Source organism: Paenibacillus timonensis (assembly GCF_022427145.1).
GTDB lineage: Bacteria > Bacillota > Bacilli > Paenibacillales > Paenibacillaceae > Fontibacillus > Fontibacillus timonensis.
In genome coordinates this window covers 1-21,330 of sequence record NZ_JAKSXN010000078.1, presented here as the reverse complement: position 1 = coordinate 21,330, position 21,330 = coordinate 1, and the positions used below count along the sequence as shown (strand labels likewise).

The window sequence follows — 21,330 nt, the reverse complement described above, 5'->3', positions numbered from 1 at the left end:
CCCTGACGTCTCGCGCTTTTTTTAATGGATATCGTTATTCCTGCTGGCTTCGCTTCCACTTCTGATATTCGAGGAAGTCCTTAAACTCCTTCTTACTGACGCCCGAAGTCATAGCTTCCTGCACCAGCTCCGACCATTCCGGATCAAGCAATTCCGGTGCGGGGCGGTCGCCATACAATAACAGGTTGATCGAGACGTTAAGAGCGTCGGCTATTTTCTCGATGAAGGAAATAGAGGGATTCGATTGAATATTGCGTTCAACATTGCTGAGGTAGGATTTAGCCACATCCGCCTTCTCCGCCAGCTCGGACAAGGAATACCCTCGGTCTTGCCGAATTTTCTGAATACGCTCGCCAATATGTTCTGCCATGTAGCCGTCGCCCTTCTATCAGAATAATTTGATGTCATTATATCAGAATAAACGGGATCGGACAAAGGAGTTAAGTCGGAAATTAAACCAAGCAAAGAACACCTTAGTCCCAGGAGCGGGGCAAGGTGTTCTTGCTACGGACCATCCGTTATTATCGGATGTCGCCGTTGCCTTGTTTAGCTTCAAACGTCCATTTCAGGTTCAAGGCGTCGCCTTGGAATTGGTTTTGGTCTTGGCCGTTGTCCACGAATTCGAAAGCTACGGCCAAGATATCGGTGTTGCCGGCTTTCAGGCCGCTGCGTTCCCCGAGGAAAAATCCTTTTTCAACGGCGTCCGGAGTTTGATTTTGCAGATCGAACAACGTAGTTTCATAAATGACGTCATTCAATTTGTCTACGTTTTTCAGGATTTTCACTTTGATATGCTTGCCGAAATCGTCCGTGTTCGCCGGAGCGCCGGCTCTATTCGTTACCGCGTAGCTCGTTTTCAGCAGCACTTCTTTAATGTCGAGCGTGCCGGAGTTTTTCAGTTTGAACGAGCGAAGAACTTGGTCGCCTGGTTTTAAGTTGCCGATATCCACAATCGCCGTCGGATCGGCGTTGATATCCAATGTGCCTGCGGCGAACGTGCCGGTCGTTTCCACCGTATCGCTAAAGTAAGCGAACGTGCCTCCGCCAATCAAAGTCAAACCGAGTGCTGCTGTTGCCACGCCGAAACCTAATGTCTTTTTGATACCCATTCCTGAATTCCTCCCTGATTTTAAAAAGATTTTTTTATATATTGCATCCTTATGAGTTCATAAGGAGAACAACCGAATCATACTTGCTTCTATTGAGCTAAAGCGTCAAATATCGATCAGGATACCTTGGCGTCCGGCTGCGATTTATTCGTATCCGGCTTTTTTTCCTCCAGCCCGGCGATCGCTTTCCATAGCGAAACGAGCGCGTACAGGAATAAGAGGAGTCCCGGGATAATCAGCAGGGCGACATTTCCCGTTTTCGTTCCGGCGAAGCTTAATGCATAGCCGACGTACGGAACGTTAAAGCCGGTATAGACGCCGGTGACATTCGCCGGGTTCACCGGTTCCGAGTCGGCGGCACCGTTGTTGTCGCCTTTGGTCCGGTAAAGCACCTGGCCGCTTTGTTCGTTGCGCGTCACTTCGACGATGCGGTGGGTGATCAGCTTGTTGTCGTTCGACCGGAAGGTGATGACGTCGCCAACATGAAACCGGGTCATATCTCCGCCGGGCTTAATGGCCGCGACGGAACCGGTAGGGATGGAAGGCTCCATCGAGCCGGACAAGACCGTTTTCAGCTGATAGCCGTAGAAGTTCGGTTCGCTGCCGGAGACTTTGGAGAGCACGACCGAGCCGGCCACGGTAAAAAAGGCGACCGCCATCAGGAACGTCAGCGCGTTCCCGACCCATTTACGTATCCGCATGCTTATTCACCTACTTCCAAAGAATTTGCGGCTGAAGGAACGGTGGGTCGGGCGGAGTCTTCGACTGGAGTTCCATCCTCGTTCTCATCTTCGTCCTCATCCTCATCCTCGTCGTCCGTTATGTCGTCGGGAGCGGGTAGCTCATCCTCCGGTTTCGTCAAGACGAGATCGTCCAATGGGTCCGGCTGCACAGGCGGCAGCGGGGATTCCAGCACCGGCGGCTCGCCGCTTGTCGGCGCATCCGGCGGAAGGACAACCGGTTCGCTGCCATCCGGTGGATTCGGTGAAGTTGGTTGATCCGGCGATGGTTCATGCCCGGCAACCTCGCCAGGGGCCGACGACGGTTCATCGGAGGAAGAGTTCTCGTCCGCATCGCTACCGTTATTCGCTTCATCTTCCGCATCGCCATCGTCTTCCGCTGGTGGCTGGACCGCTCCGTCACCGGCATCGCCTACCGTCGGAGGGACTTCGCCGTCAGACGATTCGTCCGTTGCCGGCTGCTCCTCCCCAGGCTGCTGCGGATCGCCGCTTGGATCGGCGTTCTCCTCCGGATTAGCCGGTTTTTCGGCTTGCTCCGCTTCTTCTTTGGCTTTCGCTTCCTCCAGCTGCTTCAACCGTTCGATCTCGGCCAGCCGCTGTGCTTCCGCTTCCGCCAACAATTGGGCCCGCTGCGCTTCAAGACCGGCGATGTCAGCAGATAAACCGGCGATCGCCGATTCCAGAGAGGCCTGCACACTATCAAAATAAGCGAGATCTTCGACGCTAACCGGATCGTTCGTGGACGAAACGTCAAAGGCCAACTGGCCGGCAAACGGACTGGCAAAAGCGACAGCGGCAAATCCATCGGTGGAGATAGCCAAATCGGACTGATGGATGGAGCGCAAGAAGCTCAGGATTTCCTGCAGCGTGCCGCGAAGCGGGCCGGACAGCAGACCGCTGCCCTTGAGGAGGTCCGCAATGCGATCAAGCAGCGTGGTTTGCGTAAGTTCGGCGCAATTCGGTTCCAGTTCGCTCAGCGAGGTCAACAGCCCTTGGATCACGGCCGTCGCTGCGGCAAGTTCTTGCACCAGCTCTTGCCAAATGGACTGATTCAGCGTTAGCTGCTGCTGCAGTTGCTGAATCGTGGCATTGAGTTCGCTGATTCGCGCCGACAACCCGTCGGCGGCAGCTTCCAGCTGCAGGCTCGCCGAGAAATCCGGGGTCGTATCCGAGCTGCCAGATCCGTCGCCGCCGGAGTATACCGCGTCGGTTGCGGACGGCGCCGCCGGAGAGGCGGGGGCAGTGACGCCGGCATCCGGGAGTACCGGAGCCGAGATCGGAATCGATGTATCTATCGCAGCGCGGGTCAGGGTCGCGCCGATCAATCTTCCTTTTAAGGAAGAAGCCCGTTCCAGGTGCTCGGCCAAAAGCGCAAGCTGGCTTTCGATTTGGCTAGGAAATACGCGGCAAGCCTTGATTTCCGAATTTTCCTCGCGGACGCTCGTAAACTCGCCGAAGGTCGTGCCGACCTGCTGAGAAGTCCACAAGAGCAGCGTTGAGAGAATTAACCCGGATTGCAGCGATTTGACCATGTTTTGCTTCTTTCGTCTTTTCCGTAATTTGCGGATGACTTCAGCTCGGGTTCTTCGCAGAATGGTCGCTCCTTTCTTGGGTATGGGTTGGCTCGTTCGTTAATACGTTCGTTATAAAGAACAAATTCCGTGATTCGAATATACCCGAAAGAATCGAAAAAAGGAAAATCGCAAATTCGGCGATATGTTCTTAATAAAGAACGTTTTTCTTAATTTATCTTTAAATACCTGCCTATATCACGGTATTTCGTAGTGATATGTTCATTATAAGAAACAAAATCCTATCTTCTTTGCCTTCGGGTGCTTTTTTTGCCGGAACTGACAAGAACGTTAGGGATCAAACAAAAAAAGCTAACCTATTCGACGAAAACGGGTTGGCGGGTCTACGCAGACTGACATACTTTTTAAATTCGGGCCGTTATAATAGGTACCAGGAAAGCTTGCTGACTAATAAGTCTGTGATCCGCCAGCAAAACCAAAGCACCAGTTAAGGGTAAACCTGTTGAAAAGCAGGGGCACAAAGTCTCAGATCTAAGGTAGAGATACTAGGATGGCTGGACTGCCTGGGGGCAAAACCAAAATAATGATCTTAGGAGGAGATTGTTGTTGAAGAAGTCCGCCCAGGTTATTGTTTATGATCGGTACCCCGGTAACGTCGATCCGGAGTGGGTGGTTTTGCTCGCCATGGCAAAGGAGGCGGGAATCTCCATTGACGAGGTGAGGCGCTTTTTGGCCGGAGACCGGTCGAATCTCGCAGAATGGTATGTACATAAAGATTGATAGCGCGCAGGAAGAGGGAGCAAGGGATCGTCCCCGGTCAGAGGAGGGGCGGTTCTTTTTTTTGTCCATTCCGGCGTAAAACGTTGTCCCGGCGCGGAGCGGGCGGAAAAAGGGCGATTTTTGTAAGTTGGGGGCGATTCAGAACGGCGTCTTTTATGCTAAAATAGAGGAAGTCTATTTGTGCGTGATAGGGAAGGAGCGATGAAGCCGTGCGCATGAACAACATGCTGCATTTTACCGAAAATCACCGTTATTGCGTATACCGTGACTTCGGCCTCAGTCCCGTCGATGGCAAGATGCTAGGTTTGCTCTATCAGCCGATGGTCGGGGCGTTTGCGATTTCGCTTTACCGGCTGCTGGCGGACCAGGTTCCCCAAGAGCAGGTTGGATATTCGGAGGTGGAGCAGCAGCGGAAGCTGTTCCTCACCCTTGGCCTGGATCCGAGCGAAAAAGGGCGGAAGTTCCTGATCGAACAGGCTTCCCGTTTAGAAGCGGTGGGCCTGCTACAGACCAACCGGCTCTATGTTCCGGACAGCGACGATTATATGTACGAATATGAGCTTCAGGCTCCGCTCGCGCCGGCGGAATTCTTCCGGACCCAGCATTTAACCCTGCTGCTGCGGGATAAGATCGGCAAGTTCGCGGTGTTGTCCCTGCGGGAGCAGCTGTTCCGCGAGGAGCCGGAGGCGTGGTCAGGGCCTAGCCTGAATAAGGAAAATATCACGGTTCCGTTTTACGAGATTTTCGAGCTGAATGCGCATTCGATCGATTACGAGCTGGAGCAGGCGATCGCCGAGACGTCGATCGCCAGGCAGCCGGGCCTCAAGCTGGCTTTGGAGGAGGAGGAAGCGATCAACTACGCGGACATCATCCTTCGCTTTCCGCGGGAATCGCGGAATCGGTCGTTTGTCGAGGCACTTCGGTTTGACCCGGAAGGGATGGGCGTGGTGAATTTTGTTGCCCGCAAATACGATTTGAGCGTGCAGGACCTTTGCCGGCTGCTGGACGAAGACGGCGTCTTCGATCCGGGCGGCGGCCTTCTGCTGGATGCGCTCCAGCACAAGGCCAACCTGCAATTCCGGCAAGGCAAGCGGCGCCAGGAGGAACGCGAGGTCGCCTACGGCAAAATCGTCGCCCTTCGCGGGGAGGAGCCGCAAGCGGCAGCCGCTTCCGCTGTTGCAGGGAACGTGGCGGAAGAAGTCGCGGTGCAGATGGAGTATTACGTCGACGTGCCGCCGCAATTCCAAAGCAAATGCGATATTCACCAATATAATATGATGCTTCGCAATGAGCCGTATACCCGGCTGCTGAAGACGTTTTTCCCGGGGACGGTCCCGGATAATCTGCTGGATATATTTGAAAAAATCGACCTGAACTATAAGCTGCCCGGCGAAGTGATCAACGTGCTAATTCATTATTTGATGTCGCTGCTCACCTCGGGCGGGGAGCAACGAATTAATCGCAACTTCATCGATGCGATCGCCGCCAATATGCTGCTGAAGCAGATCAGCACGTATGAGCAGGCGGTGCAATACATCCGCGACCAGTCGAAGGTCAAGGAGAAGGTGAAGGAAAAGGCGGCCGGCGCCAACTCCGGCGGTGGACGGGCGCGAACTTACGGCAGCCGCGGGGCCAAGCCGAAGCCGGAGATCCCGATCGTGGAACGAACCGGCGCGGAGCCGACAGTGTCCGAAGAAGAATTCGCCGAATTGATCAAGATGGCGGAACGCATGCAGTCCGGAAAACATAAAAAAGAAGTCTGAATCCGTTCGGGCTGGGGGAGGAAGGTGACGAACTACGATGGAATCACTTGGGGAACTGCTTACGCAGATGAAAAACACGCAACTCAAACAACGCTCGGAGGAGCTGACCGCGCGTCTGATGAATGACCCGCTGGTCTGGGAACTCCGGGACCGTCATCCGGAGCTGGAACAGGAGCAGTTGACGCGAGGAATGGCCAAACTGTATCAATACGTGAACGACAGCAAACACTGCGCCAATTGCCCGGGGCTGGCGAACTGCCCTAACGATTTCCCCGGCCATTTCACGAAATTGACGGTCGAACAGGTGGGCGGCAGCCCGCAACTGGTGGATCGGCAGGTTCCATGCCTCAAGCAGCTGCAATATGAGCGGGAATTGTCCGTCAAGAAACGGATTCACAGCTTTTATGTGGATGAGCGTGCGTTGGAGGAAGGATACAATGCGGTTGAAATCATGGCCAAGGATAGCTTAAGAGCTCCAGCGGTCGGCCAAGTATTTCGCTATATTGAAGAAGCCAAGGAGTCCGGCCTGCAATCAAAGGGGCTGTATTTGGAAGGGCCGTTCGGCACCGGCAAAACGTTCTTGATGTGTTATTTGCTGCATGAACTGGCGAAGGAAGGATATTCCGGCGCCATCGTCTACATGCCGGAATTCGTGGAAGAGTTGAAGAGCATGCTGCAGGACAGCGACAAGCTGCGGGATACGGTGGAAATGATGAAGCAGGTGGATCTGCTGATTTTTGATGATATCGGCGCGGAGAACCTGAATCCGTGGGCGCGCGATCATGTGATGGGCGCGATTTTGAATTACCGGATGAATCGCAAACCCACCTTTTACACGTCGAATTATTCCCTGAACGCGCTGGAGAAGCATTTGAGCTTTACGAGCAAAGACGGGGAAGAGCGGCACAAGGGCCAACGGTTGATGGACCGGATTGCCCCGTTCGTTGAGGTTGTGCAGGTGAACGGGACGAATAAACGCGGACGAGCGTAGAGGTAGTTCAAAAAAATCATCTTTCCATGACGAAGCAGAACATGTCATTAACGGCAGAGAAAAAGAGCCGGGCTTCCCTTGCAGGGGGAACGCCCGGCTCTTTCGTCGAATTCGCGGTTCGGATACCGCCAGATGAACTTAGCTGGCGATAAATTTAATGATGACCATGCCGAAGAAAATCACGGCCATAAACGTCAACATGCCAAAAAAGCCGTTCATCAAATCAAACAAGTCGTTGCGGGGTTCTTCGTTGATATGCTGCCGCGGATCGTTCGCATGCGTGTTAGCATCCATGGCGACGGGCCTCCTCAGGAAATAATCGTCTCGTCGATGAAAGATGTCATAGACAATCCGTTTTCAGGTTATTCTTAGTATAACCAAACCCTTTTCACTTTGTAAAGAAGGCGTTATCATGCACTTTCTTTTTTTCAGTGGTGTGTGGTATAATTGGTTCGGCAGCTGTTTTCTGGGCTGTCTGCATCATTTTTTTGTCCAACTATCCAGTTGTTCGGAAGCTCGCAAGCTTTATGCGGGACGGGCAACCCCAATAAGGAGGAAATAATCATGGCTATCGTGAATGTATCCGATCAGTCCTTCAACGCGGAAATCGAAGGGCAAGGTCCGGTTCTTGTTGATTTTTGGGCTCCATGGTGCGGTCCTTGCAAAATGATCGCTCCGATTCTGGAGGAGCTGTCCGCAGAAGTAGGGGACGCGGTGAAGATCGCCAAGCTGAACGTGGATGACAATCCGGAAACAGCTTCCCGTTTCGGCGTTATGAGTATTCCTACGCTCATCTTGTTCAAAGACGGTCAACCGGTCGACAAAATCGTCGGGTTGAACTCGAAGGACACGCTGAAGAACCTGATCTCTAAACATCAATAATCCAGACACGATCAGGCGCGTTGATTGACGCCTTGGATGACGCCTCCGGTTTGCCGGGGGCGTTTTCTGCGTTAAAATGGAGAGGAGAAAGGAGGAGAAAGCTTGGACGCACCTACCAATGAAACGCTTAGTTATGAGAAAGCGCTGGAGAGAATCCAACATAAGCTGGCGCTGCTGCCCGATTCCCCGGGTTGTTACCTGATGAAGAACAAGGAAGGCACCATCATTTACGTCGGGAAAGCCAAGGTGTTGAAGAACCGGGTTCGTTCTTATTTTACGGGGAGCCATGACGGGAAAACCCAACTGCTGGTATCCGAGATCCGTGACTTCGAGTACATTGTGACCGGAAGCAATATGGAAGCGCTCATTCTGGAGTGCAACCTGATCAAGGAACATCATCCGCGCTTTAATATCCTGCTGAAGGACGACAAAACTTTTCCTTATATCAAAATTACGAATGAACCGCACCCCCGGTTGGAGGTCACCCGGCGGGTGCTTAAAGATAAAGCGAAATATTTCGGTCCCTATCCGAACGCCTTCGCGGCCCAGCAGACGAAGAAGCTGCTTGACCGCATGTATCCGCTGCGCAAATGCAACGTGATGCCGAAAGAGGTGTGCCTGTATTATCATATCGGCCAGTGTCTGGCGCCCTGCGTGCAGGAGGTGGCGAAGGAAACGTACGAGAAGATGACCCAGGAAATCACTTCGTTCCTTAGCGGCGGGCATGAGGAGATCAAGAAAGAGCTGCAGCGCAAAATGCACGAGGCGGCCGAAGAATTACAATTCGAACGAGCCAAGGAGCTGCGCGATCAAATCATCAACATCGATGCGCTGATGGAGAAGCAGAAGATTACGGTGAACGACGCGAAGGACCGCGACGTGTTTGGATACGCCGTGGACAAGGGCTGGATGTGCGTACAGATTCTGTACATGCGCCAAGGGAAAATGATCGAACGGCATGCGTCGGTCTTTCCGTTTTACGGGGATGCCTACGGCGATTTCATGTCCTACGTGACGCAGTATTACAGCGATAATCCGGCACTGCCGCAGGAGATTCTGCTGCCGGAGAAGCCGGAGGACCATGAGGATCCGGGCGCGATCGATGCCCCAACCGCCTTGCAGGAGTGGCTTGGCGTGAAGGCGCTGGTGCCGCAGCGCGGCTTGAAGCGGCAGATGACGAAGATGGCCGAGGAGAATGCGCGCGTCTCGCTGGACGAGAAGTTTCGCCTGATCGAACGGGATGAGGAGCGCACCTCGAAGGCGGCCGAGAACCTCGGCAAGGCGATCGGCCTGGAGTCGGTGTCACGCATCGAAGCGTTCGATAACTCCAACATCCAGGGGACGAATCCGGTCTCGGCCATGGTCGTGTTCATCGACGGCAAGCCGGCCAAGAAGGAGTACCGCAAATATAAAGTGAAAACCGTGCAGGGCCCGGACGATTACGAAACGATGCGCGAAGTGATCCGCCGCCGCTACGAGCGGGTGCTGAAGGAGAACCTGCCGCGCCCCGACCTGATCGTCGTCGACGGGGGCAAGGGGCAGATCTCCGCAGCCACCGACGTGCTGGAGAACGAGCTGGGCTTGTACATCCCGGTGTGCGGCCTCGTGAAGGACGCCAAGCACAAAACGGCGCAGCTGATGGCGTTTGATCCGCCGGAGCCGGTTTATCTGCCGCGCGACAGCCAGGAGTTCTACCTGCTGCAGCGGATTCAGGACGAGGTGCATCGCTTCGCCATTTCGTTCCACCGCGAACAGCGGGCCAAGTCGATGGTCACCTCGCGGCTGGACGCAATCCCCGGCATCGGGGAGAAACGCCGGAAGGCGCTGCTCAAGCATTTCGGGTCGCTGAAAAAAATAAAAGAGGCCTCCGTCGAAGACTTTCGGCCTCTTTCTATCGGGGAAAAATTAGCCCTCGAAATTATAAATGCCCTTCGAGACGAGGATCCGCCAGAGGAGTCGTGAAATACGGCTCCTCTTTTTGTTGCGGCGGCGGGTTCTTCCGTTCCTTGCTTGGCGGGTTAAACAGGTAAATCACGTAAGCGACGATCGCCGGCAGGGCGATGTAGAACAACCCGGCGCCGATGTTCAGCGCTCCGCCCATAAACATCAGGCTCAGCGACATCAGGATGCTGTCGAAGACGACGTGCGAGAAAACGACGGCGGCAAAGCCATAACGCAGGAAGACGAGGCTGAACAGCAGCCCGATAAAGGTCAATTCGATCGGGCGCGATATGACCGGATAGATCGGGTACAACGTATGGCCAAACGCCCAGATCAAGGTCGACAGCAGGCTGGCGACGAAGGTGCTGCGGAACATTTTCTTCAGCATCGGGATCCCGAACAAGCGATACACCGCTTCTTCCCCGATCCCTGCCACCCAAGCCAGCAACGGGAGCAGCAGCGGATACAGCATGTTGTACGGCGATTGCGTCGCATCCGTTGTGGACCAGGTATGGATCGTTCGTTCCAGAATGAAGAAGACGACGGATTGAACCCCCAGCAGGATCAACGCCCAAGCGTAGCCGTCGGCCATCGAGGTCAGCACATAGCGGCCATACCCTTCCTCCCGCGACCGCGGCCACAAGTTGATGCCGTTCTTCCGCCACAATCCGTCCCCGCCCACCAACGAGAAGTACACGGAAGCGGCAAGGAACAACATCACCAGGCCCTGGAAGAAGAACCCGAAAATAAGCACGCCGGAATTGAGGCCGTCTTTTTGGAAGACCGGCATCATGTTGATCGTTCCAAGCGTGGATAACACGAAGTAGGCCGAAGCGAGGAAAATCCCCCGCTTAAACGACGTATGGGCCCGCGTCAACGCGCTGTATACGATGGCGAGAATGGCCAGCACGAACGTCAGCAGGGCGTAACCGGCATAGGTGAGCCAATTGGCGAGATTCGTCTGCCCGGCTACATAGTCCGTATGGGACTGCGGAACGGTAAAATAGCTCTCCAGCGAGGACACGGCGCCGTATTCGTAGTTGAGCTTGATTTGGGCTTGCGATTCGCCTAAGGCGTAGCCTTTGATTTGGTACTCGAGGCCGACATCCCCTTCGCCGGAGGCCAATTCCAGATCGCCAGGCTGAAATCCAAAGGCGTTCAGGTAAGGCTGGGCCAGCTTTTCCTTCTCCTCTAACGTCAAATCCCCTTCCCAAGCCTTCATGGAATCGGTGGTTTCCGATCCCAGATCGAGCATCATTTGCTTGTCGGTGTTGCTGGAGGAAGCAATCTCCTCGAAGCCGACGACTTGGCCGGTCGTCATGTGGACATCGACGGTCACGGCGCTTAACGACTCGGCGGGATCGGGATAACGAACGCGGAAGACGTCGTAGGGAAACTGTTTTTCATAAGTTTTTAAGTACGGGGCGAGCAGATCGGCTTTGGTCAAATAACCAAACAGATCGGAACGCGTTTCGTATGTAATCAAAGCCTTATCCTTCGTTTGGTCGGACAGATCCAGACCTAAGACGGACCCGGCGAATTCGGCTGCGCTCGCCGCCGCCTTCGATTTGCTGATGACCTCATCCGCTTGCTGCAGTTGCAGCGACTCCGAGTCGGTGGTCGGGAATAATTGAACGGCGATGAACACGATGAATCCGAGAGCGGCCAGCAGCCACAGGTTTTTCGTCTTCATCCTGCGGCCGGTTGGTTTCATAGAGGAACTCACTCGCAAAACTCCTTTTTTTTGAGGTAAAGTTAACTTTTTGGGCATGAACTTCTTTAAATGAGGTATGATTTTTCCATAAGTACGTCAAAGTAAAGATAACACAGCTGTACCCCCTACGCCAGAGAGGAAGCAAAAATGACGAGAAACGGCAATAACTCCGGCAAGCCTTCGCATCACTCAGATTAGGGGCGAAGTTTATCATTCAACCCCCCCATTTCGTCCTTTTTTGGTCTTTTTCCTGAAAATAGGGCTTTGTGGCGGGAGGCAATAAGGGATATAATCCATTTGACGAAAAATGAATGAAAACAATTGAAAAGAATATCGGCCGAATTTCGTAATGAAAACGGGGGAACCGTATTTTTGGGGTGAATTTCGCAGGGCTACGCGCAGCTGGCTAGGAAAGCGGCGGCAAGCGTCTGCGAATAGGGCAACTGTGCATGCCCGAATCCGTCAGCTAACCTCGTAGGCCTGTGCAGCAGGAACCAAACACCGAAAGGCATTGGATTTCCAGTGCTTTTTTTCTTTTGTTCTTTTTTCATAACTACGATGAGGTGAACAAGTTGCAATTCAAGAAAATTAGCCTTTCGCCGCCGCAGATCTTGACGATCGGGTTTGCGCTCATTATTTTGCTGGGCGCGCTGCTGCTCATGCTGCCGATTTCCAGCACGACCGGGGAAACGTTACCGTTCGTCGACGCGCTGTTCACGGCTACTTCGGCAACCTGCGTGACGGGGTTGGTCGTGGTGGATACCGGGACTTACTTTTCCACCTTCGGGCAGGTCGTGATCGTCCTGCTCATCCAGGTCGGGGGGCTCGGGTTCATGACCATGGCCACTTTGTTCTCCCTTGTCCTGAAACGAAAAATATCGCTGAAGGACCGTCTCCTCCTTCAAGAGGCGATGAACCAAAACTCCGTGGAAGGGATCGTGCGGTTAATCCGAAAGGTCCTGTTGTATTCGCTCCTCATCGAATCTAGCGCGGCGCTACTGTTCACGATCCGCTGGGCGTTCGATATGCCGTTTGGCCGGGCGCTGTACTTCGGAGTTTGGCACGCGGTCTCGATGTTCAATAATGCGGGGTTTGACCTGTTTGGCGAATATCAAAGCTTAACGAAGTACGTTGCCGACCCGATCGTCAACTTCGTGGCGATGTTCCTGATCGTCTCCGGCGGGCTTGGATTTATCGTGCTGTCCGACGTATTCGAGTTTCGGAAGCGGCGGAAGCTGTCGCTGCATTCGAAGGTGGTCTTATCGATGACGTCGGCGCTGATCCTGATCGGGGCGATCGTCATCTTCATCTTCGAGTTCACGAACTCGCGGACGCTTGCTTCGCTGAGCTGGAGCGGCAAGATCTGGGGATCGTTCTTCCAATCGGTAACGCCGCGTACGGCGGGTGCAAACACGCTGGACATCGGGGCGCTGCGGCAGGCGACGCAATTCTTCATCATCATCCTGATGTTTATCGGGGCCTCCCCAAGCTCGACGGGGGGCGGGATCAAAACGACCACGTTTACGATTCTGGTCGGCGCGGTCGGTTCGATGATTCGCGGACGGACGGACCTGGTCCTGTTCCGGTACCGGATGGCCGAGGAGCGGGTCTTCAAGGCGCTCACGATCACGATGCTTGCCTTATTCCTGGTCGTGGCGGTGGCGATGGTGTTGTCTACCACGGAGGATGCAAGCTTTCTGTCGATTTTGTTTGAAACGACGTCGGCTTTCGGGACGGTCGGATTGACGATGGGATTGACGGGGAAACTAACGGTCATCGGAAAAATCATTATCAGCTTCACCATGTTCGCCGGCCGGCTCGGGCCATTGACGCTTGCTTACGCGCTTGGTCCGAAGAAAGGAAAAGAACTGTATCGCCATCCGGAAGGCAAAATCATTATTGGATAAGGGGAAATTATCGTTTATGAAAACACAGCAGTTTGTAGTCATCGGCCTGGGCCGTTTCGGGTCCAGCTTGGCCTTGGAGTTGATGGATCTCGGCTACGAGGTTCTGGGCATCGACCGGAACGAAGAGCTCGTCGAGGAAATGAGCGACCAGCTGACGCATGCCGTCGTCGCCGATGCAACGGATGAAGAGGTGCTGAAATCGCTGGGCGTCCGCAACTTCGATTGCGGGATCGTGGCGATCGGCAACGACATCCAAATGAGCATTTTGGCGGCCATCTTGCTCAAAGACCTGGGCATCAAGACGGTAGTGGCCAAAGCGATTTCGGTCCTGCACGGCCGGGCCTTGGAGAAGCTGGGGGTCGACCGGGTCATCTATCCCGAACGGGATATGGGGATTCGCGTCGCGCATCAGCTGGTGACTCCCAATCTGCTGGATTATATCGAGCTGTCGAAGGAATACAGCATCGTAGAAATGAACGTCCCCGCTTGTCTGAATCAAAAAAGCTTGGGCGACCTCAACCCGCGGGCCCGGTTCGGCTGCAGCATCGTGGCGATCCACCGCGACGGAGGCGTTCTGGTGGCGCCAACCGCGATGGATCAGCTCAACGAGGGCGACATCATGGTCATCATCGGCGCGAAAAAGAATATCGAGCAATTTGAGACGATCCTGACGCAATAACAGGCGATTTCATCTTACTTTAGTTGGAGTGTGACATGTCATGGAATCGTCGGTTACCGAAGCGATTCATCATTTTTTGATCTTAGTTCTGTTCGTCCTCAGCGTGGGGATGATCTCCGGGAAAATCGCCTCTTGGCTAAAGTTGCCGGATGTTGCGGTATTCATCGCCGTCGGGATGCTGCTTGGCCCCGGACTTAAGCTGATCCACGAAACCAGCGGTTCCTTGGTCAACCAATTGATCCTGACGGTCGGATCGGCGTTGATCCTGTTCGACGGCGGCAGAAACCTGCGGCTGAGCGGACTGCGCCAGGTTTGGATCACGTTGTCCTTGCTCAGCGTGCCGGGCGTGCTGATATCGGCGCTTGTGGTGGGGGCGGGCATCCACTTCCTGTTCGGCGTCGATTGGATTTTTGCACTCTTGGCCGCGGCGGTCATCGCCTCCACGGACCCGGCCTCCATCATTCCGGTGTTCAAGCAGGTCAAGATCAAGGAACGGGTCCGTGAAACGGTCGAAAGCGAGTCCGCCTTCAACGACGCAACCGGCTCTATTCTGACCTTCTCGCTGCTGGCTGCCGTAACCGGCGGGGGATCGATCAACTTTGGCGCCATGTCTTGGGAATTCGTTAAAACGGCCTTGGGCGGCATTCTGGTCGGCATCGTGGTCTCGGGTATTTTGACTTATTTGGCCGGCCATGCCCGGCGCGGATTCTTGAGCAGCTACGCGACGATCGTGATGATCGTAGGCGCCTTGTCTTCCTATTTAATAGGCGATTTACTTCACGTCAGCGGGTTTATGGCCACCTTCGTTGCCGGCGTCATTTGGGGGAACGCGGAGACGTTTGGTTTATCCATGAAGGACAACCATACGGAAATGAATTCCTTCGCGGAAAATATCACGGTCATGATGAGGATGCTGATCTTCGTGCTGCTAGGCAGCCAAGTGAATTTCGGCACGCTGGGCCACTATTTCTGGCCAAGCCTTGGCGCCGTCCTGATTCTGATGTTCGTGGCAAGGCCGCTGTCGATCCTGCTCTGCGCCTGGCCTGACCGCAAGGTGAAATGGACTTGGCGCGAGCTGCTCTTTATGTGCTGGGTACGCGAGACCGGGGTCATCCCCGCGGCGCTGTCCGGCATGATCGCAGGCATGGGCATCGCGCATGCCGACGTCATAACGGCTGTCGCATTTATGGCGATCGTGCTGACGATTCTCATTCAGGCGAGCACCACCGGGTGGGTCGCCCGCAAGCTGGGTTTGGAAATCAAAGACGCTGCACTCCCGAAGCCTTAGGGCGGGAGCGCAGCGTCTTTTTTATTTTTACAGCGGCATTTCCTTCACGAGGGTTTCGCGGATTTGCGCGATCCATTCCTTCGTCTCGCTGGACAGCTCCGACTTGTCGCCGTAGACGAGGCAGGTTTCGCGGCGCGTCTGCGCCAGCTCGGGAATCGGTACGGTGAGCAGGCCGTTATCCCGCAGCAACGGCATGCGAAGATATGATTTAGGCAACAGCGCGGCCGCTTTGCAAATCGGCAGAAGGCGTACGATCGCTTCGAATGAATCGATCTCCATGCGGATGTCGGGCAGGATGCTGTAGCGGCCGAACAGGTCATCGATCAACCGGCGGTACCAGGTTCCCTTGGAAAATACGATCATCGGCCGACCGTTCAGATCGTCCATGACGAGGCGGCGTTTTTGGCCGGCTGCTGCCAGCTCATGTCCTTTGGGCACGACCAGCTCGAGGTGATCCTTAAACAACGGCAGGCATTTTAGGCCGGTTTCGTTCACCATGGAGGCGACGACGCCGATATCGACTCTTTTGTCGCGGACGTAGGAGACGATTTCGTGGGTTTTGCCGGTGACGAGCTTCAATTCGATATCCGGGAACTTCTCCATCAGCGCGGTCACGAGCGGCGGGAGCGTGGTTTGGATCGTCGTCAGGCTGGCGCCCAGCGTAACGATGCGGCGCTCCGCGGCTTTGAAGCGGGACACGGCCTGCAGGAAATTCTGATGGCGTTGCCGCTGCTCCAGCGCATATTGGTAAGCCTCCTGCCCGACGCGGGTGAGCTCGAGTCTTTTCCCTTTGCGATGAAACAGGGAGACCCCCCACTCCTCCTCCAATTTGGCGATTTTCCGCGAAAGGGCGGGCTGGGACAGGTTCAGCAGCTTGGATGCCTTGTTCAAACTCGATTGCTCCACGACGGTGGTGAACACCAGCAGTTCTTCCAACATGGGGTGACCTCCTTTTTCTAGGCGGATGACAGGTTTCGACAAGTTTGCATATGTGAATTCGTTATAATGATTAATAAATATATTGCAATTCCATTATAAGATAAAAAGGAGTAACATGAAAAGTGACACAAGTTGTTCACATGTTACTTTGGGTACAAAGGGGTTTTATCGACAGCGGTGTGGTATTTATCATATACAACGTCTGCGCCCCGTAAGGTCGATTCTTGAATGATTTTGCGCAAGTTGAAACGGATGATGGAATGAGAAAGGGGTACACGCACTTATGAAAGGGTTTTATTCCAGAAAACTGCACTCATTGCTGGGCGTCATTCCGCTGGGATTCTTCCTGCTGGAGCACATGATCACCAACTTTTCGGCAGTGGAGGGCGGGAGCCAGGGGTTCAAGGATGCCGTGGCATTTCTGAACAGCCTGCCGCTCGTCTTGGTTTTGGAGATTTTCGGGATTTGGCTGCCGCTGTTGTATCACGGGGTTTACGGACTTTATATCGCGTTTCAGGCGAAGCCGAACAACGGGCGGTTCCCGACCGAACGCAACCTGCGTTATCTGCTGCAGCGGATTACCGGCGTGATCGCGTTTGTCTTTGTGATTTGGCATGTGGTGGAAACCCGCGTGCAGGTGGCGCTGGGCAATGTCACGCATGAGGAATTGGGCGGCGTGATGCACGAGATCGTCAGCAATCCGTTCTTCTTCGTGTTGTATTTGATCGGGGTCGTGTCGGCCGCGTTCCACTTCACGAACGGGTTGTGGTCGTTCCTGGTCAGCTGGGGCGTGACGGTGGGTCCGCGCGCGCAACGCGTGTCCTCCAACATTTGTATGGGTTTGTTCGTCATCGTCGCCGTCATGTTCGTCTGGTCGCTGATCGCTTTCCGCGGCGCGGAGTTCCAGGCGGAAGGCACGGCTTTGCTGGAGACGGCGAAGGCTTGGCTGGCTTAATTCCGGAAATAAGCGAATGCTTACGAAGCAGTTTTGCTTGTTTGGATGTTCGTTGATGTAACGCTCACAAAATGAAGCAAATGCTTACGAAGCAAGTTTTGTTCGATGAATACTCGTTGATGTAACGCTCACAAAACTTTTAGGAGTTGAAATAGAATGGCTAAACAAAGCTTAATCGTCGTTGGCGGCGGCCTGGCCGGCCTGATGGCTACGATCAAATCGGCTGAAGCGGGCGTGCCGGTGCAGCTGTTTTCGCTCGTGCCGGTGAAGCGTTCCCACTCGGTGTGCGCGCAGGGCGGCATTAACGGGGCCGTGAATACGAAAGGGGAAGGCGACTCGCCTTGGGAGCATTTCGACGATACGGTATACGGCGGGGACTTCCTGGCCAACCAGCCGCCGGTTAAGGCGATGTGCGAAGCGGCGCCCGGCATCATTCACCTCATGGACCGGATGGGCGTGATGTTCAACCGTACGCCGGAGGGCCTGCTTGATTTCCGCCGGTTCGGCGGAACGAAGCACCATCGCACGGCGTTCGCCGGAGCGACGACCGGACAGCAGCTGCTTTACGCGCTGGATGAGCAGGTGCGCCGCCATGAAGCGGCCGGGCTGGTCACGAAATACGAAAACTGGGAATTCCTGTCCGTCGTGCTGGACGATGAAGGCGTGTGCCGCGGCATTACGGCGCAGAACCTTCGCTCGATGGAGATTACCACGTTCCCTTCCGATGCGGTGATTTTGGCGACGGGGGGCCCGGGGATTATTTTCGGCAAAACGACGAACTCGGTCATCAACACGGGGACGGCGGCCAGCGCCGTTTACCAACAAGGCGTAACGTACGCGAACGGCGAGTTCATTCAAATTCACCCGACGGCGATTCCGGGCGACGACAAGCTGCGGCTAATGTCGGAATCAGCACGCGGGGAAGGCGGACGGATCTGGACGTACAAGGACGGCAAACCGTGGTACTTCCTCGAGGAGAAATACCCGGCTTACGGCAACCTCGTGCCGCGGGACATCGCGACGCGGGAGATTTTCCATGTGTGCGTAGACATGAAGTTGGGCATTAACGGCGAGAACATGGTGTATCTCGACCTGTCCCACAAGGATCCGAAGGAGCTGGACGTGAAGCTCGGCGGCATCATCGAGATTTATGAGAAATTCATGGGCGACGATCCGCGCAAAATTCCGATGAAGATTTTCCCGGCGGTCCATTATTCGATGGGCGGCATGTGGGTCGATTATAACCAAATGACGAATATTCCCGGCCTGTTTGCGGCAGGCGAATGCGAATACCAGTATCACGGGGCCAACCGGCTTGGCGCCAACTCGCTAGTTTCGGCGATTTACGGCGGTATGGTGGCCGGACCGAAAGCGGTGGAATATCTCCGCGGCCTGAAGAAATCGACGGAAGACCTCGCCCCTGGCGTGTTCGACAGCTCGCGCAAGGCACAGGAGGAGAAATACGAAGGGATCCTGGCCATGAACGGCACGGAAAACGCGTACGTTATCCATAAAGAACTGGGCGAGTGGATGACCGCGAACATGACGGTCGTCCGCCACAACGATCGACTGGAAGCGACGATCGGTAAAATCAAGGAATTGAAGCAGCGCTACCAAAAGATCAATATCAACGATACGTCCCGCTGGAACAATACGGGAGCGGCGTTCACCCGCCAGCTGTGGAACATGCTGGAGCTGGCCGAAGCGATGACGCTAGGCGCGCTGCTGCGTAACGAAAGCCGGGGCGCGCATTATAAACCGGAATTCCCGGACCGGAATGACGAGGAATTCCTGAAGACGACAAAAGCATCGTGGACGCCGGACGGCCCGCAAATTTCGTATGAACCGGTCGACGTCTCCTTGATCCCGCCGCGGATTCGCGACTACTCGAAGGACAAATAGGAGGGGATACCCATGGCAATGGCGGAAACGGATGTATCGGCCAAGAAATTCACGGCCAAAAAAGTCAAATTCATCATCACGCGCCAGGACGATCCGAACTCGAAATCGTATACGGAGGAGTTCGAGCTGGACTATCGTCCCGGCATGAACGTGATCAGCGCCTTGATGGAAATCCAGCGGAATCCGGTCAACGAGAAAGGCGAGCCTACCTCGCCGGTTTGCTGGGAATCCAACTGTCTGGAGGAAGTGTGCGGCGCCTGCTCGATGGTTATCAACGGTAAACCGCGCCAGGCTTGCGCGGCATTGATCGACAATCTGGAGCAGCCGATTCGCGTCGAACCGATGCGGACGTTCCCGGTCGTGCGCGACCTGGTCATCGACCGCAGCCGGATGTTCAACGCTCTCAAGCGGGTTAAAGCGTGGATCCCGATCGACGGCACGTACGATCTGGGACCGGGCCCGCGGATGGCGGAGAAGAAACGCCAATGGGCCTATGAGTTGTCCAAGTGCATGACCTGCGGCGTCTGCCTGGAGGCTTGCCCGAACGTTAACGAGAAGACCGACTTCATCGGTCCGGCGGCCATTTCCCAAGTGCGCCTGTTCAACGCGCACCCGACCGGCGAAATGAACGCCGATGAGCGTCTGGAGGCGCTGATGGAAGCCGGCGGTATCGAGGGCTGCGGCAACTCGCAAAACTGCGTTCGCGCCTGCCCGAAAGGCATTCCGCTGACTACCTCCATCGCCGAAATGAACAAAGCAACCACGAAACATATGTTCAAAACGTGGTTCACGCAGTAATATAGGGCCATACCGTTGGCCGAATAACGGTTCACCGTTCATCCGAAAGAATCGGAGACAGACCCCGAGAGGGGCTGTCTCTTTTTTTATTTTTACCGGGCGGCGAATAATTGGAATAGAGGAGGGACTAGGGATGAACATTCAAATTCACCGGATTGAGCACGATCAGATCTCCGTGAAACTTGCGAATTTTTCGAGGGAGGAGTTAGCCAAACTGCGTGCGGTTGGGGGAGGAAGGTGGGATCCCGACCGAAAATTCTGGCGTTTTCCTTGCACGGAGGAGAAGCTACGGCAATTCGCCGAATGCTTTCCGGGAGTGGAGATTCGAGTGGACGGGCTTGCCGTGTCGTCAAAGCTATCCAACGACGAACCATTCATTCAAGTCCTGGAACAGAAGCTAAACACGGCGCTCAAACTGAAGGGATATAGCCTCAAAACGAGCAAGGCCTACCGAGGGCATGTCCGGCGATTTTTGCAGAGCCAAGCGGATCTCTCGGAGAAGGGAGGTTCAGGAGCCCGGAAGGATGAGGATTTTTCCAAATCCATGACGATCGACTCGGCCCATGCCCAACAATATGCGTTGCAGTTGCTTGAGCAGGGACATTCCCCTGCCTATGTGAATCAAGCCATCAGTGCCCTGCGGTTTCTTGCCGCCGAGGTATTCAAACAACCCTCCGAACAAACCAGCTATATTCGACCGAAAAAAGAGAAAAAGCTGCCCTATGTCCTCTCGGAGGAGGAAGTGCTTCGCGTGATCCAAGCGCCGGCTAATTTAAAGCACCGCACGATGCTGTATCTGGCTTATGCTTCAGGGCTGCGGGTGAGCGAAGTCGTCCGGTTGAAAATCACGGATATCGACCCAGAACGCGGTATCCTTCAAGTCCGGCAAGGAAAGGGCAAAAAGGATAGACACACGCTGCTGTCGCAAACGGCCTGGGAGATGATCCAAAGATATGTAGATGCGGAGCGACTTCCTGCCGCCATGTGGTTGTTTCCGGGGCAGCATCCGGGGAGCCACTTGCATGAACGCTCCTTGCAAAAGGTATTTAAGGAAGCCTTAGAAACCTCCGGCGTCCGGAAGCAGGTGGGCATCCATGTCCTGCGGCATTCTTTCGCCACCCATTTGCTCGAGAACGGCACCGATCTCCGGTATATCCAGGAGCTGCTGGGCCACGCCAACCCTTCCACCACCGAACGCTACACCCATGTCAGCACCAAAAATCTGAAACGTATTCAGAGCCCGCTGGATCGTATTTTAGGTGATCGGAGGAGGCAGTAGCAGATTCCACCCGGGGCGCAGATTTAAAATTACATAATCAAGAAATGGAGGTATAATTAAGGGGGCGCGAACGAGTACATAAATCCCCGGCTCAAGATGAGATTGGTGACGTGCAGAGATAGGGGAGTTAT

19 protein-coding genes and 2 riboswitches are annotated in these 21,330 nt (G+C 54.7%); of the genes, 12 read left to right on the top strand and 7 right to left on the bottom strand.

Going from position 1 to position 21,330, the window contains the following annotated elements; translation table 11 throughout:
* Window positions 1-34 precede the first annotated feature (34 nt).
* From MJ257_RS22205 to MJ257_RS22190, 4 genes are all read right to left on the bottom strand, one after another.
* Window positions 35-370 (bottom strand): helix-turn-helix domain-containing protein, encoded by a 336-nt coding sequence (locus MJ257_RS22205; RefSeq protein WP_240271297.1) that lies wholly within the window; start codon window positions 368-370, stop codon window positions 35-37.
* Window positions 371-521: 151 nt separating this feature from the next.
* Window positions 522-1,109, bottom strand: coding sequence for a TasA family protein (locus tag MJ257_RS22200; RefSeq protein WP_240271296.1), 588 nt, complete (start codon window positions 1,107-1,109; stop codon window positions 522-524).
* A gap of 116 nt (window positions 1,110-1,225) precedes the next feature.
* A complete protein-coding gene (gene sipW, locus MJ257_RS22195) occupies window positions 1,226-1,810 on the bottom strand; it encodes a signal peptidase I SipW (protein WP_240271295.1) in 585 nt (194 codons plus the stop codon).
* Between the two features lie 2 nt (window positions 1,811-1,812).
* Window positions 1,813-3,381, bottom strand: a complete 1,569-nt coding sequence (locus MJ257_RS22190) for an ICP22 family protein (RefSeq protein ID WP_240271294.1) — start codon at window positions 3,379-3,381, stop codon at window positions 1,813-1,815.
* A 482-nt stretch (window positions 3,382-3,863) separates the two neighbouring features.
* Window positions 3,864-3,948, top strand: a riboswitch (cyclic di-GMP riboswitch).
* Between the two features lie 39 nt (window positions 3,949-3,987).
* Here MJ257_RS22190 and MJ257_RS22185 point away from each other — a divergent pair.
* From MJ257_RS22185 to dnaI, 3 genes are all read left to right on the top strand, one after another.
* Window positions 3,988-4,161, top strand: coding sequence for an anti-repressor SinI family protein (locus tag MJ257_RS22185; protein ID WP_240271293.1), 174 nt, complete (start codon window positions 3,988-3,990; stop codon window positions 4,159-4,161).
* A gap of 209 nt (window positions 4,162-4,370) precedes the next feature.
* Window positions 4,371-5,924 carry a DnaD domain protein gene (locus tag MJ257_RS22180; RefSeq protein WP_240271292.1) on the top strand — a complete coding sequence of 518 codons (1,554 nt, stop codon included), beginning with the start codon at window positions 4,371-4,373 and terminating at the stop codon, window positions 5,922-5,924.
* Between the two features lie 37 nt (window positions 5,925-5,961).
* The gene (gene dnaI, locus MJ257_RS22175) at window positions 5,962-6,915 is read left to right on the top strand and encodes a primosomal protein DnaI (RefSeq protein ID WP_240271291.1); all 954 of its coding nucleotides are present in this window, start codon (window positions 5,962-5,964) and stop codon (window positions 6,913-6,915) included.
* Window positions 6,916-7,053: 138 nt separating this feature from the next.
* Here dnaI and MJ257_RS22170 read toward each other — a convergent pair whose 3' ends face one another.
* The gene (locus MJ257_RS22170) at window positions 7,054-7,209 is read right to left on the bottom strand and encodes a YqzM family protein (protein ID WP_089153308.1); all 156 of its coding nucleotides are present in this window, start codon (window positions 7,207-7,209) and stop codon (window positions 7,054-7,056) included.
* A gap of 270 nt (window positions 7,210-7,479) precedes the next feature.
* Here MJ257_RS22170 and trxA point away from each other — a divergent pair, with 270 nt between their 5' ends.
* Complete coding sequence (trxA, locus tag MJ257_RS22165; RefSeq protein ID WP_240271290.1) at window positions 7,480-7,797, top strand: thioredoxin; 318 nt, start codon at window positions 7,480-7,482, stop codon at window positions 7,795-7,797.
* 102 nt (window positions 7,798-7,899) lie between these two features.
* Complete coding sequence (gene uvrC / locus MJ257_RS22160; protein WP_275693942.1) at window positions 7,900-9,759, top strand: excinuclease ABC subunit UvrC; 1,860 nt, start codon at window positions 7,900-7,902, stop codon at window positions 9,757-9,759.
* Here uvrC and MJ257_RS22155 read toward each other — a convergent pair.
* Window positions 9,716-11,452 (bottom strand): CPBP family intramembrane glutamic endopeptidase, encoded by a 1,737-nt coding sequence (locus MJ257_RS22155; protein ID WP_240271289.1) that lies wholly within the window; start codon window positions 11,450-11,452, stop codon window positions 9,716-9,718. The two genes, uvrC and MJ257_RS22155, sit on opposite strands and share 44 nt — an antisense overlap.
* A gap of 325 nt (window positions 11,453-11,777) precedes the next feature.
* A riboswitch (cyclic di-AMP (ydaO/yuaA leader) is annotated at window positions 11,778-11,948 on the top strand.
* 67 nt (window positions 11,949-12,015) lie between these two features.
* Here MJ257_RS22155 and MJ257_RS22150 point away from each other — a divergent pair.
* Genes MJ257_RS22150 through MJ257_RS22140 form a run of 3 tightly spaced genes read left to right on the top strand, consistent with a single transcriptional unit; the run spans window position 12,016 to window position 15,326 of the window.
* Entirely contained in the window at window positions 12,016-13,359 is a 1,344-nt protein-coding gene (locus tag MJ257_RS22150; RefSeq protein ID WP_240271288.1) for a TrkH family potassium uptake protein, read from the top strand.
* A gap of 16 nt (window positions 13,360-13,375) precedes the next feature.
* Window positions 13,376-14,038 (top strand): potassium channel family protein, encoded by a 663-nt coding sequence (locus MJ257_RS22145; protein WP_240271287.1) that lies wholly within the window; start codon window positions 13,376-13,378, stop codon window positions 14,036-14,038.
* A gap of 40 nt (window positions 14,039-14,078) precedes the next feature.
* A complete protein-coding gene (locus MJ257_RS22140) occupies window positions 14,079-15,326 on the top strand; it encodes a cation:proton antiporter (protein ID WP_240271286.1) in 1,248 nt (415 codons plus the stop codon).
* A gap of 27 nt (window positions 15,327-15,353) precedes the next feature.
* Here MJ257_RS22140 and MJ257_RS22135 read toward each other — a convergent pair whose 3' ends face one another.
* Window positions 15,354-16,265 carry a LysR family transcriptional regulator gene (locus tag MJ257_RS22135; protein ID WP_240271285.1) on the bottom strand — a complete coding sequence of 304 codons (912 nt, stop codon included), beginning with the start codon at window positions 16,263-16,265 and terminating at the stop codon, window positions 15,354-15,356.
* 283 nt (window positions 16,266-16,548) lie between these two features.
* Between MJ257_RS22135 and MJ257_RS22130 the strand changes: the two genes are divergently transcribed.
* The 4 genes from MJ257_RS22130 (at window position 16,549) to MJ257_RS22115 (ending at window position 21,199) form a co-directional block, all read left to right on the top strand.
* Window positions 16,549-17,220 (top strand): succinate dehydrogenase cytochrome b558 subunit, encoded by a 672-nt coding sequence (locus MJ257_RS22130; RefSeq protein ID WP_240271284.1) that lies wholly within the window; start codon window positions 16,549-16,551, stop codon window positions 17,218-17,220.
* Window positions 17,221-17,376: 156 nt separating this feature from the next.
* Window positions 17,377-19,122, top strand: a complete 1,746-nt coding sequence (gene sdhA, locus MJ257_RS22125) for a succinate dehydrogenase flavoprotein subunit (RefSeq protein ID WP_240271283.1) — start codon at window positions 17,377-17,379, stop codon at window positions 19,120-19,122.
* Between the two features lie 12 nt (window positions 19,123-19,134).
* Window positions 19,135-19,920: a succinate dehydrogenase iron-sulfur subunit gene (gene sdhB, locus MJ257_RS22120; protein WP_240271282.1), complete on the top strand. Its 786-nt coding sequence runs from the start codon at window positions 19,135-19,137 to the stop codon at window positions 19,918-19,920.
* A 133-nt stretch (window positions 19,921-20,053) separates the two neighbouring features.
* Window positions 20,054-21,199, top strand: coding sequence for a tyrosine-type recombinase/integrase (locus tag MJ257_RS22115; RefSeq protein ID WP_240271281.1), 1,146 nt, complete (start codon window positions 20,054-20,056; stop codon window positions 21,197-21,199).
* Window positions 21,200-21,330 lie beyond the last annotated feature (131 nt).